This is a genomic window from Candidatus Methylobacter oryzae, assembly GCF_003994235.2.
GTDB lineage: Bacteria > Pseudomonadota > Gammaproteobacteria > Methylococcales > Methylomonadaceae > Methylobacter_A > Methylobacter_A oryzae.
This window is the reverse complement of sequence record NZ_RYFG02000120.1, coordinates 166821-185547: the sequence shown is the minus strand read 5'-3', so window position 1 is coordinate 185547 and position 18727 is coordinate 166821. Positions and strand designations below refer to the sequence as shown.

At 54.7% G+C, this 18727-nt stretch carries 3 protein-coding genes (1 of these 3 running past the window's edge); all 3 read right to left on the bottom strand.

From position 1 onward, the window contains the following. Window positions 1-38: 38 nt before the first annotated feature. The gene (locus tag EKO24_RS20635) at window positions 39-845 is read right to left on the bottom strand and encodes a phytanoyl-CoA dioxygenase family protein (RefSeq protein WP_127030103.1); all 807 of its coding nucleotides are present in this window, start codon (window positions 843-845) and stop codon (window positions 39-41) included. 589 nt (window positions 846-1434) lie between these two features. Continuing rightward, complete coding sequence (locus EKO24_RS20630) at window positions 1435-16578, bottom strand: SDR family NAD(P)-dependent oxidoreductase (protein ID WP_143733271.1); 15144 nt, start codon at window positions 16576-16578, stop codon at window positions 1435-1437. Next, window positions 16575-18727, bottom strand: partial view of an SDR family NAD(P)-dependent oxidoreductase gene (locus EKO24_RS20625; protein WP_143733270.1) — the final stretch only. 16834 nt of this gene lie beyond the right edge of the window; only the last 2153 of its 18987 coding nucleotides appear in the window; its start codon lies off the right edge, out of view — the gene reads right to left on this strand; it ends in the stop codon at window positions 16575-16577. The genes EKO24_RS20630 and EKO24_RS20625 overlap by 4 nt, the downstream gene beginning before the upstream one ends.

Here is an 18727-nt window from a genome sequence, read left to right as displayed (position 1 = left end):
AAATATACCTTTAGGCGCGCACGGCACGCCCTACTCCGTTAACTCTTCCGATAAACAACCGGGTTGAAGTCGTTGTTTCGCAAGTAATCGCCGACGCTGAGATTTTTGACATAATCGTCCGGCAGCACGTTGGGCTTACCGTTGTAAACGGAGCCGTCGGGCATGTAGGCGCATACCCAGGCGGCGCGTTGATGCGGCGTCATGTTGATTCCCGAGCCGTGCAGGGTCAGGCCGCTGTGAAAAGTGCAATCCCCGGCCTTTAACGGCAGCGATACCGCTTCCCTTTCGCGCCAATGCTGATAGCCCGGCAAATCGAACAAACCGGCGACATGGTCGTTAGAGAAAATGGGCAGGCAAAAATCAATCTCGCGATGCGAACCGGGCATGAAATACAGCCCGCCGTTATCAGGCCGGGCATCGGTCAGCGCGACCCAAACCGTGATGCCGCCGGGCGAATTAAACGACCAATAAGCCGCGTCAAAATGCCAAGAGGTAGGATTGGCCCAGCCTTTCTTGATAAAAGCCGCATCGTGCCATAAGCGCATCGCATCAACGCCGGCCAGCTCGGCGGCGATTTTGGCGATGCGCGGACTCAAGGTAAATTCGCGAATCGGTTCGTAGTCCCGCCATAAGTTCAACCGTTGCAAAAACATGCGTTCATATACCGGATTATCCTCGCCCAGAATATCCCGGTCGGGGTAGCGGAACTTGCCGCGTTGCTCCAGCGCATTATACTGGTGCATGCGCAAACGCTCGGTCTCTTCCGGAGTAAGCAGGGAGTGAATCCGGACAAAACCGTACTCGTTGTAAAAATCAATATCTTCCTGATTAATGCTGTCTCTCATGAAATTATTCCTAAAAAATTATTATTAATAGTCGCAAAAGTTTTTGCATCGCCGGTTTTGGTGGATGCGCGTTGCTTATGAGACTGAAAGTATTCGTGACAGAACAAAAACAAAGCATTCACCACGAAGAACACGAAGTTTTCCTCGTTCTCAGGCGCCGCGCTCGTCGTTATACACAAGTCTTTAAAAGCACGTCATTCCGGCAGGGATTGCCGGAATCCAGAGCACAGGGATGTGAAGGCTCGTAACCAAACAATTTCGCGTTGTAAGGTTTGTCACTTGCTTTGGTATTGCCATCCCTGGCTTCTGGATCCCGGCAATCCCTGCCGGGATGACGGCGTCTCACAACTACTTGTGTATAACGACGAGCACGCCGCGTGGGAGCGAGATAAAGTTTCCTCGTTCCCACGCGCCGCGTGGGAATGCAGTCAAGGCGCGCTGCGCCGCGAATCACGATCAGCGTCCGGCGTATAGGGGACGCAGCGCGTCCTGCACTGCATTCCCACGGAGCCCGTGGGAACGAGATGAAAAAATCAATATCTTCCTGATTAATGCCGTTTCTCATGAAATGATTCCTAAAAAATTATTATCAAAGACCCAAAAGCCTGTCGGCTTCGTGAATATCCAAGCCGCCGCTATGCAGTTGTTGAAAAACATCCAGCAAGGCGTCTTGCTGCACCGCGCCGGGATGTTGCGCCGCGATATGCGCGGCCAGCTTGTTGACGGTCGCATGATCGAACACGGCCGTCGTCCGTAGCTCGGATCCCAGCTCCCGGTTGGCTTGGCTGACGATTTCCAACGCCAGAATCGAATCCACGCCCATATCGACGTAAGCGCAATCGGGATTGATTGTCTCCGCTTCAACTTCAATCACCGCAGCGACAATGTGCCTGAGCTTTTGCGCCAGTATATTTAGTTTTTCGTCATATTCAGGTATATCGACAGGCTCAGGCTTCGGAATGCTTGACGCCGCCATTTCCCGCGGCTCCTGCTCTTCATGCAAAGGGATGCGGCCGTCGCTTTGCGCTACAAATACGTTTTGGCTCACTCCCGTCTCGATCACAGGCGCCAAGGTTCGCACCGACATAAAACCTTCATGCTCCAGCAACCGCCGCCACATCGAAACGCTGAGCAACGGCGAGCCCGGCAGCCGATTATGCGGGTCTTCGGCCAACCACCAGCCTTTCAGCAGGCCGAAAGTCAACGTGGAAAAAACATGGGGCTCCACCGCTTCATTAATAATAAGTTTCCCTCCCCGGCGTAACAGCGACTTGGCGTTTTTCAGCGTGACGTTCATGTTGCGCGTGGCGTGCAGCACATTGGTAGCAATTATTAAATCGGTGTTTTGCCGAACAAAACCCTGACCTTCGATCCCCTTTTCTATATCCAAAACATGAAAATCGACGAACGTATAATGACCGTAATGCTTTCTGCCGTGCTGAATGAACTTCAATGAAACATCCGTGTAGTCATAGCGAAGATACTCTTGATACGGCTCAATCGCCTTAAGCACCGCAGCGCTGGTGCCGCCGGTGCCTGCGCCTATTTCCAACAGATGGATTTTTTCTCCTTCGGGCAATTCGGACAGCCGCTCGCGAATAAAGGACACGACCTCGTCAACGACGAGTTGGTTGTAATAATCCGAGATTGCGTTTTGCTGATAAATCTTCTCGACTAAAGCCATCGAAGCGTTCGGGAACATAACCTCGGTTGCCGGTATATCGCCTTGCAAAATCGCGGTCATATTGTCCAGGCATTGCCACAACAACTGAAAGTTAGCGGCCAGCTCGGGATGTTTGTTGCACCAGTAATCAAGGTTATGCGCTTCAACTTTTTGCGAAACCCGCTCCGTACTGCGTATCCTGTCGCCGTCAATCGCCAAATAACCGGCTGTTTGCAGAATGTCCAGCAACGCGTCGTACAGCAAATCGTGCTCGAGGCTCAGCCGGATGCAGGCTTTCAACCGGTCTTTTGCGTACTCTTCCCGATCCTGCCGAAAGCAGCCCATTTGCTGGAATGCGCTCAGCAAGCCGCTAGCGCCGAGCTCGGCCAAGTCGTCGAAAGCCTCCGTGCAGCGGGCCAGCGGATCGTTTGCCCGCCCGGCTTTTCCTGCCGGTTCGACAACGGTCTTTTCCACATACCAGTACGGCTGTTTATCGAAAGGATAGGTCGGCAAGGAAATGCGCTTTGCCGCCTGCTGCCGGTAAAACAGGGCTTCCCAGTCGATGTCGCCGCCTCTGACCCAAAGCTTGGCCAGTTGTTCGTGATCGGGAGAAGCCGCAAGCTCTTCCTGAGCCGCATTATCCCCGGCTTGACCGGTAAAAAAGCTCCCCTGCTCCGCTTGTCCGTTATGTTGCAAAAAGGCGCGCAGCTTCATTCCGACCTCCTGCTTGTGGTTGACGATGCAGGCAAAACGCTCGGTCATCGCTTCCCTACCCGTTTGCAAGGTGTAAGCGAAATCCTGCAATTGCAACTCGCCTTGGTGCTTTTCCCAAAACGCCAGTATTTTTTCCACGTAGCGAAGCAGCCGCTCAGGCGTTTTAGCCGATATCGGGATAATGTACGGCCCCGAAACCGGACTCGCGCCGCAGGCCGTCGACGGCAGCGCATAATCTTCAAGAATTACATGCGCATTCGCGCCGCCGGCCCCGAACGAACTGACCGCGGCCCTCCTGGGTTGTCCTTCCGGCTTGGTTTCCCAACTCGCCGGACTTTGCTGGACAAAAAACGGCGAATCGGCAAAGTTGATTTTGGGATTAAGCTTTTGCGCGTGCAGCGATGGCGCTAAGGTTTTATGCTTCATTTGCAACAGGATCTTGGTCAGTCCCGAAATACCTGCCGCGGCGCCCAAATGACCGATATTCGATTTTACCGAGCCCAAAGCGCAGGACTGTTTTTCGACCGCTTGCTGTCCCGCGGCTTCGTCCCAAGCCCGGCACAAGCCCTCAAACTCAACCGGGTCGCCCAACGCAGTCCCGGTGCCGTGCGCTTCGACATAGCTGATGGTGGCGGGGTCTATCTTGGCCTTATTGAGAGCCTGTTTGATAAGCTCCGCCTGCGCTTTCGGGTTCGGCACCGAATAGCCGTTGCTGCGCCCGCCGTGATTAACCGAGCTGCCTTTGATGACCGCGTAGATAGGGTCGCGGTCGGCAACGGCTTGCGCCAAGGGCTTCAATAATACGGCGCCGACGCCTTCTCCGGGCACGAAACCATCTCCTTGCTCGCCGAAACTATGGCATTTGCCGGTAGGAGACAGCATCTGGCCCTGGCACATCGCCACGTATTGATGGGGATGCACGTTGAACGAAGCTCCACCGGCAAGCGCCATTGAACATTCGCCGTTGTTCAGGCTCACGCAGGCTTGATGGATCGCGCTCAACGACGATGAACAGGCGGTATCGACCGGATAGCTGGGACCGTTAAGATTCATGAAATAGGACACGCGGTTGGCGATGGACCAAAGCCCGCTGCAAGGCGTGTACGAATTGCCTTTTGCCCATTCCTGCGGCCCCCATAGGGAATAACCGTAGTTGCTGATGCCGGCGAAAACGCCGACATTGGCATTGCCGGTTTCCGCCAACTTCTTGCGCGTATAACCGGCATCTTCAAACGCGGCCCATGCGGTTTGCAGGAATAAACGCTCGCAAGGATCGATCAGCTTGGCTTCGCGCGGCGAAATATTGAAGAAAAAAGCATCGAAGCAATCGATGTCGTCAACAAAGCCTCCCTTTGTGCAATACATTTTTCCATGCATCGCCTGGGTGCGGTCCGCGTCGTAATACTCGTCCGGGTTCCAGCGGTTTGGCGGGACTTCCGTGATGGAATCCCTGCCTGCTTTCAGGTTATCCCAAAAAATTTCCAGATTATCCGCTTCGGGATAAATGCCGCTGACGCCGATAATCGCAATGTCTAACGCGGAATTACCGGCAACGCTGCTTGTATCTTGCCTTTTATCGGCCCGAAACGCCGAAGCCTGCGTTGCGGCATTGTCCGCGATACCGATTTGCGCGGCCTTTTTGTAAATATCGCCGATATTCAGCGTTCTTTTAGCGTCGTCCGGGCAAGGCGTGCGGCCGACGATGTTTTCTTCCGCAACTACGCAAGCTTTCGCCGATGCCTGCCAACCTGAAAGGTACTCGCTTAACGCCGCCAAGTTAGGGTATTCAAAAAACAGCGTCGCCGATAATTGGCCAAACCGGGCGATCAGCTTTTCGTTCAGCGCGGTAATCATCAGCGAATCCAACCCCAACTCATCGAACGGACGGTAAACGCCGATTTCTTCGATCGGCAACGCACTGACGTCGGCAACGGCTTTTCTCAGGAAAGCCTCAATATCCTGACGCACATTAACGGAAGCGGCCGAAGCAGCCGCCTTTGCAACAACACAGCCGTCACTTCGGGAAAACTCGTGCCCTATAGCTTTAGCCCTGCTGTAAATATTGCCGACGTCCGAAAGCTTTGCCTGCGAGGACGCTTGCTTATTCGCAGGCCGGCCGGCGCTATATTCAAGCTCCGCGATCTTTGCAGGCGCCGGTTGGACGCTGTGCTGCCGGGCGGCAAGATACTCGGTCAATGCGGCCAGATTGCGATGCTCAAAGAACAGCGTTGCCGACAGCGGCCCGAACCTGGCGATCAGCTTTTCGTTAAGCGCGGTAATCATCAGCGAATCCAGACCGAACTCCTCAAACGGACGTTCAGCGCTGATTTTATCCAACGGCAACCGGCTCACGTCGGCAACGGCCTGTTTCAAGAAGGCTTCAATATCCTGGCCCACCGGCGCGGAAGACGCCACGATTGCTTCCAAAGCATCGATGCTCCGGGCGATGCCTTGAACGGCCGCATGTCCTATCGCCTCGGCTTTTCGGTAAATATCGTCGACGCCGGAGGCTGTCCGGCAAGATACTTGCCCGGCATTATTTGCAAACACGACCTCCGCTTGCGCGGCTTGCTTCCGAGCTGAAAGATACTCGGTCAGCGACGCTAGGTCCTGATATTCAAAGAACAGCGTTGCCGACAACGGCCCGAACCTGGCAATCAACTTTTCGTTCAGAGCGGTAATCATCAACGAATCCAGACCGAACTCGTCAAACGGACGATGAATGCTGATTTTATCCAACGGCAACCGGCTTACGTCGGCAACGGCTTGTTTCAAGAAGGCTTCGATATCCTGGGACAGCGGCATAGCGTTCCCTGTTGCCGCATCAATATCGGCGGAACGTTGAGCCATGCCGACAGTGTCGTTCAGCCTGCCGACGCTTTCGGCTTGCCGGTAGATATTTTGAGCATCGAAACGAGCGTTCCCGGTTTTTTTGACCCGCTGCGGCTCGGCAAACTGTTTCTCAACAAATTGCCGGATTTTTTGCCCGTTCCCGGACAAGAACATGCATTGCGTCAACCCGGATTGTAAAATGCTTTCCCAAGCCTGGATTCCGACCGCGCCGGACAATCCGTGAACCCCCATATCGGCCGCCATCGTTTCCAGCTTGCTATCGGAAAGCTGCATTCCGCCTTGCTGCCAAAACGCCCAGTTCACGCTGAACATACGGCCGCCGATTCCGCCTTGCGCGGCGAAAGCGTCGAAAAAACCGTTGGCGTAGGCGTAATCGGCTTGCCCGACATTGCCGGTTACCGAGCTGGCTGAAGAGAAGAAACTCAAAAAGTCGACCTTTTCCCCTGCCAGCGCCTGTTCCAGGCAGAGCGTTCCCTGAACCTTGGCGGCCAATACTTCCCGGCATTGGCTTTTGGTCTTTTTCAACAGGAAAGCGTCTTGCGCGCAGCCTGCAAAGTGAAAAATCCCGGCAATCCCGCCCAGCCTGCTTCTTGCTTCGGCGACCACGTATTTAGCCTGCGCCGCATCGGCAATATCGGCTTGCAAATAAACGGCTTCGCACCACGTTGAATTCAACCTTTGCAACTGTTGCAATTTATCCGCCGATAACGGCCTGCGGCCGGTTAAAAAGACGCGGATGCGATTTTGCTGCGCCTCCGCCTGCCGCCGCAGATATTCGCAGAACAGCAACCCGAGTCCGCCCGCGCCGCCAATCAGCAAATAGGTTCCCTGTTCTTTGAGCGCCGGCGGTTTGGCCGTCGCATTTTCAAGATCGACGCTCCGCCAGACTTTTACTTCCCGGACCAATTCACCGTTGGCGTCACGCCGGTAACGGACTTCAACCTGATTGGCCGTGCCGTGCCGGTATTCCCTGTCCGCAATTTGGGACAATAGCGCGGCTTGCGGCAATTCCAGGGTTTGACAATAAAACGCCGGATTTTCCCGGTTCAGCGTCTTGGCAAAACTTCCGATGGCTTGATTTAAAGCGTAATCCCTGGATGCGGAGCGGACAAAAGCATAAATCACGCGAATTTTTTCCGGGCAGGCTTTCTGTTCGATCAAAGCCTGGGCGATAAACAGCATCGAATAAAAACCGCGATCCAACTGCTTATCCAGCTCATCGGCAACAAACGGCTGCTGCGACCAACAATGCAAAATGCGCGTCGGCAGCAAACCGCGCTGTGCGAGCAGTCCGGCCAGTTGCCGATAGTCTTCCGGTTCTCCCGCACGAATCCGGATAACGGCGTCAGCCCCCGGTACCGTCCCTTGCGGAGCGACCGAAAAATCCTCGCCCGAAGTCACCAGCACCACCTTCGTATTTTGCCAGCCGGACAGGTCCTGTTGTCCGGAACCGAATATCAACAGCGGGCCGTCCGCATGGCTTGCAAGTGAAGAATCCAGCGGCGACGGTTGCCAATCAGGTTGCCACCAGGTCTTTTCCGCGCTGCCCGATACAGGCATTGCAGCGCCCGGCACCGGAACCACCTGGGCTTCGGCCTGGGGCTGAAGCGCTTTTGCTGTTGGCGCGGGGAACCAAAAACGGGAGCGGTCGAACGGATAACTCGGCAACGGAACGCGATAACGCACGTCTTCGGGGTACAGTTTCAGCCACTCCATATCCCGGCCGTCCCGATACAACGCGGCCAAGGCATGCAGTTTTTCCAGCGTCTCCGGCAGCGGCAAATTGCGGGCACGGAGCTGCTTCAGCCATAGCTCCGCGTCGCCTGAAAGCTCGGACGTTTTGCGCGGCATCGCGTCGATGTCGGCTTCGCGCAATTGCCGGAGCAAGTCCTCGCGGCTTTGGGCAACCAACGCAAAACGCTGCCCGAAATGCTCCCTGCCGACATGCAAGGTATAAGCAATATACTCCAAGGCGTATTGCCTTCCCTGTGCTTCCAGACAAGTGGCCAGATCGCGTATTTTTTGTTTGAGCGAATAGCCGGTTTTTGCCGACAAGCAAATCAGCACCGGCCCTTCTCCCCTTACCGGCCTGGATTCAAGCCGCACCGGCGATTCTTCCAATACCAGATGCGCGTTGGTTCCGCTCAAGCCAAAACCGCTGATCGCCGCCCTTCTTGGCAAATCCCCATGCTTTTTCCACTCGTACAAGCGGGTATTGATATGAAAAGGGCTGTCGTTAAAGTCGATATGCTCGTTGGCTTCGGAAAAATTCAGCAACGGCGGAATTTGACTATGGGCAAAGCATTGCAATACCTTGATAACACCGGCAACACCGGCTGCCAGCGAGGAATGGCCGATATTGGTTTTTACAGAGCCCAACAGGCAAAACTGTTTTTTGTCGGTGTAACGCCGAAACGCCTTGCTTAAGGCTTCGACTTCGACAGGATCGCCCAGTTTGGTACCGGTACCGTGCCCCTCGACATAGCCGATGGTTTCCGGGTTAATGCCCGCCCGCCGATAGACCGCAACTTCCAGCTCGGTTTGCGACAGAGTGCTCGGCGCGGTCATGCCGTTGGTTTTGCCGTCCTGGTTGACGCCCGAAGCCTTCAATACGCCATAAATATGGTCTTTATCGCGTATCGCGGCATCCAGCCTTTTTAGAACAACTACGCCGACGCCTTCGCCGAACACAAAACCGTCCGCTTTTTGATCGAAAGCTTTGCATATTCCGTCGGCTGCCAGCATTTGCGCTTTATCAGCGAGCGTATGAAAATGCGGCGTCGTGCAAAGATAGACGCCCCCGGCCAAAGCCATATCGCATTCTCCGGCAAGAATGCTTTGCCGGGCCGAATGCATGGCAACCAAGGAAGAGGAACAAGCCGTATCGATCGCAATGCTGGGGCCTTTAAGGTTCAGGAAATAGGAAATCCGCGCCGGCACCACCGCCGGAGAATTTCCCCAGAACGACTGCGCTTCGCCGAAATAGCCTCTCTCGCGCATGTTGATCAGGTAATCGCTCATGCCGACGCCGGCAAAGACGCCGCATGTCAATTCCCGAAGCTGGGCGGGTGCATAACCCGCATCTTCCAGCGCGGCGTAGGATTCCTCAAGAAACAGGCGTTGCTGCGGATCGGCCTGTTCGGCTTCGGCGCCCGACCAATTGAAAAACAACGGGTCGAATTGATCGATGCCGTCCAGAAAACCCGCGCGGTAACCTGGCGGGAAACCGCCTTCGGCCCAACGTCCTGTCGGCGGCTCGCTAATACAGGATGTTCCCGACGCCAGTTGCTCCCAAAATTCATGCACATTGCGGGAACCTGAAAACCGCCCCGACATGCCGATGATGGCTATATCGTCCTGCTGCATTTCAGGTACATCGCACGAAGCCGATGTTGCGGATTCGTCTTCTTTATCATCAGCTTCATTCGCCGACGTTTCCGGCGCATCGGCAAAGTCCGGCGCGCTCAGCTGCTCACGGTAATTTTCATAAATAAAAGCCGATAATTCGGCAACGCTCGGATAATCGAACAGCGCGGTGACCCGGACATTAATGCCGAACTGTTGGTTAACCAGGCTTAAAAAATCAATGCCGGAAATCGAATCCAAGCCGTAATCGGCAAATCTTTTTTCCATCACCAACTGCCGGTCGTTCAAGCCCAGAATATGGAATATCGCATCCGTAACCTCTTGCTGAATCCGTTGTTTCAGCGTTTCTTGAACGGGGCGGCTGATTTTCGTGGCCGCGGCCGGTTGCACCGCCGCGGGTACCGGCTCGCTTACAGGCGCGGCGTCGTGTAGCGCGGCCTTATCTTCCAACAGCTCTGCAATCAAGATATGCTGGCCCGGTCCCTTCTCTGCGCCGCTCAAACCTTGCGGCGGCGCAACACTAAAACCTTGTTGCTGCAATAACGCTACCCACATCTTATCGTCGAGCAGAGGAGAATTTTCAAGCCGGATGTCGTCTTCAAACAACCACCAGCCATCCAGCAAACCGTAAGTCATCGTCGCAAAAGCCTGGATGTCGGTGGTCTCGTTCAGGAACAAATAGCCTTTGTCTTTCAACAGGGCCTTGACATGGGCCAGCGTTTTGCAAAGATCGCGCGTGGCGTGTATGACATTCGCCGCGACAACGATGTCGAACGATTTGCGATAAACGCAGTCGGGGACAATCGCTTTTTCAATATCCAGCACTTCAAAGTCGGCAAACGGATACCGGGGACCGTAAGTCCGTCTTCCGTATTGAATAAAGCCCGATGAAATATCGGTGTAAAGATAGCTGATGCTATCGCCGAAACGTTGCAACGCGTTCAGCAGCAAAGCCGACGTGCCGCCGGTGCCTGCGCCGATTTCGAGTATTTTCAATTGTTTGCCGGGTAAACGCGCGGTTTGTATCCTGACCTGTTCCAGCACATTGTTTACCAGAATCTTGTTATAAAAATCGGCGGTGGCGTTATCCTTGTAGATGCCCTTGACCAACTCGAACGAAGCATCTGGGAATATCACTTCGGTCGCGTTGAGCTTGCCTTGCAACACTTCCGGGTAATTCCGGACGCAAACCCAGATCAGGTTCACGAATGCGCCAATCTGGCTAAACTCGCTTAGCAAGCAGTCTTTTCTTTGTTGCAGTTCGGCAAACGGCAATCGCCATTCCCGGCCGGTACGAACAAAATAATCGCCTTGCCGTTGCAAATAGCCTTCATCCAACAGGATATTCAAGAACGCATCCAGCAAGCGGTGGTACTTGGCGTCAATTTGCAATTGACCGCGCAACTCCTCCCGCAAGTACCGTTGCCCCGGCATTTCAAAAACACCCATATTGTGCAGCGTGTCGGCTAACAGCATCGCGCAAAAACCCGGAACTTCGGCGTAAGCGTGCTGGAACGCCTTCAGTTCCGGCGTTTCCGAAGGCAACGCTACCGGGACGAATGCAGTTGGCGCTTGCGCATTAACGGCAATACCGTCCATGGGCGCAAGCCAGTAACGTTCGCCGACGAACGGGTAAGTCGGCAGCGGCACTTTACGGAAAACACCTTTCGCGGCGGCGTTATGCTGGTAAAGCAAGCGCCATTCAAGTTCATAGCCTTGCCGGTAAAGATCGGCCAAACTCAACAAACTCTCGTCGCGTTCGTTTTCCGGCAGCTCTAAATCCCGTATTTCCGTCAACAATCTTGCACCGAACTGCTTAAGCGCCGCACCGCGTTCCTGTTCCGGCTTGATCTTTGTCCATCCGCTGTCGGGCCGTGACGGCAGGCCCTTTAATAAGGCAGCAAGCGCCTGCTTGTCGTTTGCGACCAAAGCCACGCGGAAATCGAAATGGCTTCTTCCAAGCAGCAGTGTTGTAGCGATGTCGCGCAATGCATAAGCATCGCCTTCGTTTTCAAGCCAGCCTGCCAGCGCTTGGATTTTTGCCGCGAGATCGATAGCGGTTTTTGCCGACAACGGGATCAAATAGGATTTCTTACCCTCAGCAGGCTCAGGCCGATGCGGCGCTTCCTCAATCACGCAATGCGCATTGGTGCCGCTAAAGCCGAAAGCGCTGATTGCGGCCTGTAGCGGTTCTTTATTTGCGTTGTCCCAGTCCTGTGCTTTGGTATTGACGTAAAAAGGCGTATTCGCCAATTGAAAATGCCGGTTTTCTTTTTGGAAATGCAGCATTGGCGGCAATTGTTTATGCCGCATCGACAGCAGGACTTTGATTAAGCCCGCGACGCCCGCGGCCGCCAAACCATGACCGATTGCGGTTTTTGCCGAACCGATCGCGCAAAATTGTTTGCGCTGGGTATAAGCCCGGAACGTATCGGTCAACGCATCGATTTCAATCGGGTCGCCCAGGCCGGTGCCGGTGCCGTGCGCTTCAACGTAGCTGATACGCTCCGGGTTGATCCTGTAGCGCCGGTAAACCTCCTGCTGCAAAGCCGATTGGGAAGGCGAGCTGGAGGCGGTAATGCCGTTGGTTTTGCCGTCTTGATTAATGCCGTGCGCCTTAATCACGCCGAAAATAGGGTCGCCATCGCGCAACGCATGTTGCAGCGGCTTTAACAGCACAGCGCCGACCGCTTCGGCCGGCACAAAGCCGTCGGCGCGGTCGTCGAAAGTTTTACAGCGTCCGTCCGGCGACAACATGCCCGACTTGCCCAGGATAAGATGGCTTTGCTCGGTGCAAAACAGCGAAACGCCGCCCGCCAGCGCAAGGTCGCAAGTCCCGCTGTTGATGCTTTCGCAGGCCAGATGAATCGCAACCAGCGACGATGAGCAAGCGGTATCTATCGACAGGCTGGGGCCTTTGAGGTCGAGGAAATAAGCGATACGAGCCGACAGCATCGCGGCGCTGTTACCGGTGCCTTGATAGCTGCTGGTTCCCAACTGGGCAAAAGGCTTCAGGTAATCGCTTTCCCGGCAGCCGACATACACCCCGCAACGGCTTCCTTTCAGGTCTTCGGCCGCGTATCCGGCATGCTCGAAAGTTCTCCAGGCTTCCTGGACAAAAAGGCGCTGTTGCGGGTCCATCCACTCCGCTTCTTTCGGCGAAATGTTAAAAAACAGCGGATCGAAACGGTCTATATCGTCAACGAAACCGCCCCAAAAGCCTTTACCTTGCCAACGGCCCGGCGGAACGTCATCGATGCAATCGCGGCCTTCCACCAAGTTTCGCCAATATTCGTCAATATTTTTGGCGTGCGGAAAGCGGCCCGACATGCCGATGATCGCGATGCCTTCCTGATTATCAACAGACGGATCGGTAGCAGGCTGGCGCTTTTCCACGGAACGGGGAAGCGGTTGCTGCGGTGTTGGCGCTACAGGCTCTATTTGTTGTTGAATATGCAGGCTGATTTCGTTAATACTGGGGAAGTTGAACAATTCGGTGCTGCGCAACTGAACGCCAAACGCGGCATTAATTTCCTTGACCACCGTCAGCGAGGTAAACGAATCCACGCCAAAATTGACATAAGCGGCGTTTGGGTCGATTTGGCCTTCATCGATCATCAGCACTTTGGCGAATATTTCGCGTACTTGCAGGATAAGGCCGTGGTCCGGCAGCAGCATTGGCGCAACATCGGCGATGGCGGCCGGTTTCGCCGCCAACGCCTCGGTTTTGTTCGAGGCCACGACAACGTTGTAACCGCTATCCTCTCCTTCGGGTCCCGACTGCCCGTAAATTTCGACCGAAGCGAAACCCTGCCGCTTAAGCAGTCCGGCCCACATAGTCGAATTCAGCAAAGGCCCGCCCGGCAAGCGCCGATCCTCGTCCGCAAATGCCCACCAACCGTGCAACAGGCCGAAAGTCAGCGAAATAAAATCTTGCGCATGGGTGACTTCATTCAGGATGATGCTGCCGTCGCTCTTCAACAGGTGGCGCGTGTTCTGTATCGTCCGGTCCATATCGGCCGTTGCATGCAGTACATTACAGGCGATAATCAAGTCGAAAGAATGCTCTGCAAAGCCTTGCTCGACGATGTCTTTTTCAATATTGAGCACCTGGAACTCAAGAAAGCCGAATTCGGCACCGAACCTGCTTTTTCCGAACTGGGTAAAACCAGGGGAAATATCGCTGTAAACATAGCTTAAGCGCTCGCCGAAATGGGCAATCGACTTCAAAACGCCTTCGGTGGTTCCGCCGGTTCCGGCGCCGATTTCCAGAATGCGTATTTTTTCACCGGCTGGGCGCTGACGGTCCAGTTCCGAAACCGCCGCGACAAGCTGCCAACTGACCAGCTTGTTGAAATAATCGACTACCGGATTGCCTTTATAGAAACTCTCGACACGTTCCATCGAGCTGTCCGGAAACAGGATTCGGGTAACCGGAATTTTGCCGGTCAAAATGTCCTGCAAGCAGTCCAGGCAGTCCCAAGTCAAACCGATTTGCGCTTTAAGCTCGGGAAAGTTGCGAAGGAAGTCGTCGCGCCTGCGCTGAAGATCGGCCATATCCACCGGCGCGAACTCGATGACGCGGTAGCGGCCCGCGCTTTGTTGCAAGATGCCCGCTTTCGCCAAAATACCCGGCAGCAGCGAAAACAGGCGGCGATATTGCGGCGCAATCCCCAATAAGGCTTGCAGACGCTCGGACTCCAGTTCTTCGCCCGGCGTCCGGCATATCCCCCAACTCTGAAAACGGTCTAACAGCAACTGGCGGGCAATGTCTTCAAGCTCTTCGAATGCGCCGGAGAATCGGTGCCAATCCACCGGGTTTAGCTGAGGTTTGATGCCGTCGGCGGCGGCTTCAAAATCGGGTTCGGGAGCAAAGCAAAAACCGGGCAATGGAATTCGCTGTCCTTTACCCGCAACGCTTGACCAAGAACTTCCATTGACCCAATGCCCGGCTATCCGGTCCCATGCCCGAGCTTGATATAAAGCCGGCGGAATTTTTTCTTGCGCTGCCCGCGCTGCCACAGTGCCGGTAAGCAACCGGGCTATTTGGCGGTCGCCGTTCAGGTAACGCTGCAATTTGGCTGCCAATTCTTCCACCGAAGCAGCAACCACGGCCAAACGCACGTCCATTTCCTGGCGGCCTGTTTGCAAGGTATAGGCGACATCCGCCAAATTCAGCCGTTGAATGCCGAAATACCGGTATTGCGAACCTTGAATGTAAGTCAGAAAACGCGCCAAATAGCGGTCCAACTGCGGCCGGCTTTTCGACGAAAATACCAGCAATTGTTCCTGCGCCACGCTGTTGTGATCCAAGACTTGCCGCTCGCAGGCGTTAGTGTGTTGTTCAATAATGAAATGGGCCGTCAAACCGCCATAGCCGAAGTTGTGAACGCCCGCCCGGCGCGGACTCCGATCGGCACGCGGCTCCCATGCCTGCTTTTGGGCGACCACGGTAAAAGGCAGCTCATCTTCGCTTTGGCTCCAGTTTAATTTTTGGAAATTAAGTACCGGCGGAATCCGGCCGTTTTTCATTGCCAAGCAGACTTTAATCAGCGAAGTAATGCCGGAAGCCGACTCCACATGGCCGATATTGCCCTTGGTACTGCCGATGCCCAGCTTGTGGTTTTCACTGTTGCGGAACACTTCGGCATAGGCCTTCAGTTCGGCTTTGTCGGACAATTCCGTGCCTATGCCCTGGCCTTCGATATAATCGATAGCTTCCGGCTTGAGTCCCGCTTCCTGCAACGCCGCTTGAATCACCTTGACGTGGGATTTGGGATCGGGCGCGGTCAAAAATACCGTTTTGCCGCTTTGGGTAACCGCGCAGCCTTTAATCACGCCATAAATATAATCGCCGTCTTTTTCAGCCTGGGCCAAGGGTTTCAGCAGCGCTGTCGCCACGCCTTCGCCGATCAAGTAGCCGCCCGCATTTTCATCGAAAGAACAAACCCGTTGTTCATTGGTTAACAAACCCATTTTGCGATTGGCGATATGCGAAAAAGAGTCTTGTACCACGGTAACGCCGCCGACCAGCGCAAACTTGATTTCTCCGCGCAATAAAGCGTGACAGGCCAGGTGCAAAGCGCTCGAAGATGCGGCGCAAGCCGTATCGACGGTCAGGCTGTTGCCTTTCCAGTCGAAAAAATAGGAAACGCGGTTAGCCAGCATCGAATGAGTGTTGCCGATATTGGTATAGGGGCCGAAATCCTTGCCGCCTTTCATCAATTGCAGCAGGTTTTCATTGCGTTGCACCCCCAAGTAGACACCGACGTCTTCGCCGTTGAGACGGTCCATCGAATAACCCGCGTTTTCGAGGGTTTCCCAGGTGGATTGCAAGACCAATTTCTGCTGCGGGTCCATTTGCAGCGCTTCCAGCGGCGAAATGCCGAAAAATAACGGATCGAAGTTACCGGGCTTGTCGAGAAAGCCGCCGTAGCAGCAGTCGGTCAGGTTGCCGTCGGCTTGCGGGTCGCCGAAAATCGCGCGCCAATCCCAGCGATCTTCGGGGACTTCGGTCAGCGAGTTTTTTTCGTTGAACAGGTTTTCCCACAGTTCGATGATGTTATCGGCTCCCGGAAACCGGCCGGCCACACCGACGATAGCGATGTCCATCGCGCGGACGGGTACGGTTTGCGTTTTGTTAACGGCAACCGGCGCGGAGGCAAAGGCATTAGGCACGGGTTGATGAAGGCCGCGTTGTTCGTCGGCATCGAAAGCATCCAGTAACAGCGAACCTGAAATATCGGGAATCGCAAACGTCGCTTCCGAATGCACAGGTTCGGCGGGCGGATAGCTATCGGCGATGGAGCTTATCCCGGCCTGGCTTGCAGGCGGCGTCCGGGTTTCGGCACGGGCAATACCGAAGTAAACTTCAAAATCCACCCGGTAACGGTCGTGCAAATGTGCCTGCAAAGCCTCCACCGTGGTGTATTCCAAGAAAGTCGAAGCATCCGGGCGCACAAAAGGAAACGTTTGCGTTAAACGGTTAGCCAACTGGGTTAAGGTGATCGAGTCGAAACCGTAAGCGCTCAAGTTTTCCTTGGGGTCCACCCGGTGTTTTTCCATACCCAGAACAGCCGCGACCGCTTCGATCAAGGATGTTTCTATCTGCGACAACATGTTCTCTCCGCTGGTCATACTGTTTCCTCCGGGGTGGATGAGTGCGGTTTAACGGATTCCTTTACGAGGGCTTTGTCCATTTCGGCGGCTGAAATCTGGCCGAGCTTTACCATGATTTCCAAATTTTCCGGTCCCAATTTAGCCAATAAAGCGTATTTCATCGTCTCAAGCCGGGGATCGTTTTTGTTGATGTACAGTTTCTGCCGGATTGCTTCCAAAAAGCGCTCCGCCTCCGGCCAGCGATTCGGTCCGACCAGCCGGTAAACGGCCGGAATAGCCGGCATATTGATCAATTGCCAATACCGCTTCCAGTCGCTGACCGGACTCGGAAACGCGCCGATCTGTTCGGCCAGCCACATGTTTTGCTGCGCGGAATCGATACTGGGGAACAACTGCCCGCGCTTGCTTTCCTTACGAAGGTCGCTTTGAATGACCGAACGCATGGTGTCCGCATCGGGCAGCTTGCATTCCTTGGTTAACACTTTGGAAAACCAGCGTGCCTCCAGCTCCAACGTGGGAACCACGCTCAGCGAGGCATGTTTGCGGCCGATAAAGCAAAGGTTCGGATGCTCAGGCGAAAACTGGTGCTTGTACAGCTCGTTAACGTTGACGGACTTCGGCAGGAACGGGAAAGCGGGTTCTTCATAGCCGGTGCAATCGACAATAATATCGAATTGTTCGTAGCTGCCGTCCTCAAATTCGCAGCCGTTTTCCGAAAAACTCCGCAGTTCCGGCTTGAGCTGAATCTTGCCTTCGCTGACGGTGCGCGGAAAATCGCAACTGACCAGCAGGATGCTTTCTTTAACCGGAAACTCGGGCATCAGGCCGCTGTTTTCCATCTCTGCCATATGTTGAGGGATAGACGCCCGCCATTCGTTCAAAACATCGGCTGGGCGCTGCTGGTTGATGATCAGCCTTTTGACCGAGGAAATGGAGCCATCGTTGGTGGTAAAGCCGAACATTCGCGGAATAACCATTTTTTTCGAACGTAGGCTCATGGTTACTTTTTTCGCGGTTTTGCTTGCGTCGACCGAAATATCCATGCCGCTGACGCCGTTGCCGATAACCAGCACGCGTTTGCCGTGGAAAATGTCCGGCGAATGGTAATTTGCCGCATGCAAATACTCGCCTTGGAAGCGCTCCATGCCGGGATAGGAAACCGTCTTGGGCCGCCAAAAATTACCTATGCAAATACTGACCGCGTCAAAACTTTGCGTATAGTGACCGCCGTCAGCCTTACGTAAGGTCAACGACCATTTGTCCCCGTCCCGGACCAGTTGTTCCAAGCCCGTATTCAACTGAATATGCGACCTGAATTGGAAGTGATCGACATAGTCGTTGAAATACCGGTTTAACTCGTCGACTCCCGGAAAAATCGACATCGACTCCGGCGGCGGAAAATCGGAATACAGCGAAGTGAACTTTGAAGTCTGCAAACGCGTTGCCTGATAAGGCCCGCCGCGATGACCGTCCCGGAAGCACCATATTCCGCCGATACGGTCGGTTTTTTCAAATACCGTCGGCGAGTGTCCGTCTTCGAGCAAGCATTTCGCCGCCGCCAAACCCGCGGGACCGGCACCGATAACCGCAACGGACAAGGAAGCAGAGCCGCGCCTTCCTTCTGGCAAAAACTCAACCCTCGCGCTTTTCGCAACCCCGATGTCCACGGCAATAGGCGTTTGCTTATCCCCAGAGGGCATAAGTTTCGTTTGAGCGGACAAGCTGCCCAACTCAGCTTTAGCCGGAATCCAGTAACTTTCCTTTTGGAAAGGATAGGTCGGCAAAGACATTCGCCGGGCATGCAAATCCTGCCAATCGATTTTATGGCCGGCAACCCAGGCTTGGGCCTGCTCCCGAATAGACGCGTATTGAGCCTGCGTTTGAGTTTCGGCCTGTACCCGCCCTTGAAAAACGTCCTCGCTGCCGCTCTGTTCGCGCAGCCAACGGCTTAATTTGTCGATCAGCTCGCGTTGCGTCGAGAATACGATTGCCAGCCGTTCCGCCATGGCCTCGCGCCCTTGTTGCAGGGTGTAGCTAAGGTTTTCCATATCGACCGGCTGCACCTCCAGGAAATGCAGATAGCTTTCGGCGTAAGCCAGCAGGCGTTCCGGGGTCTTGGCCGACAGCGGAAATACCAGCGGTCCGGGCGCGGACGCCGGTTGCTTAT

What these genes read in the sequence shown, in the direction of transcription:
- EKO24_RS20635 (WP_127030103.1), bottom strand. Translation starts at nt 845, where the DNA reads ATGAGAGACAGCATTAATCAGGAAGATATTGATTTTTACAACGAGTAC.
- EKO24_RS20630 (WP_143733271.1), bottom strand. Translation starts at nt 16,578, where the DNA reads ATGACCAGCGGAGAGAACATGTTGTCGCAGATAGAAACATCCTTGATC.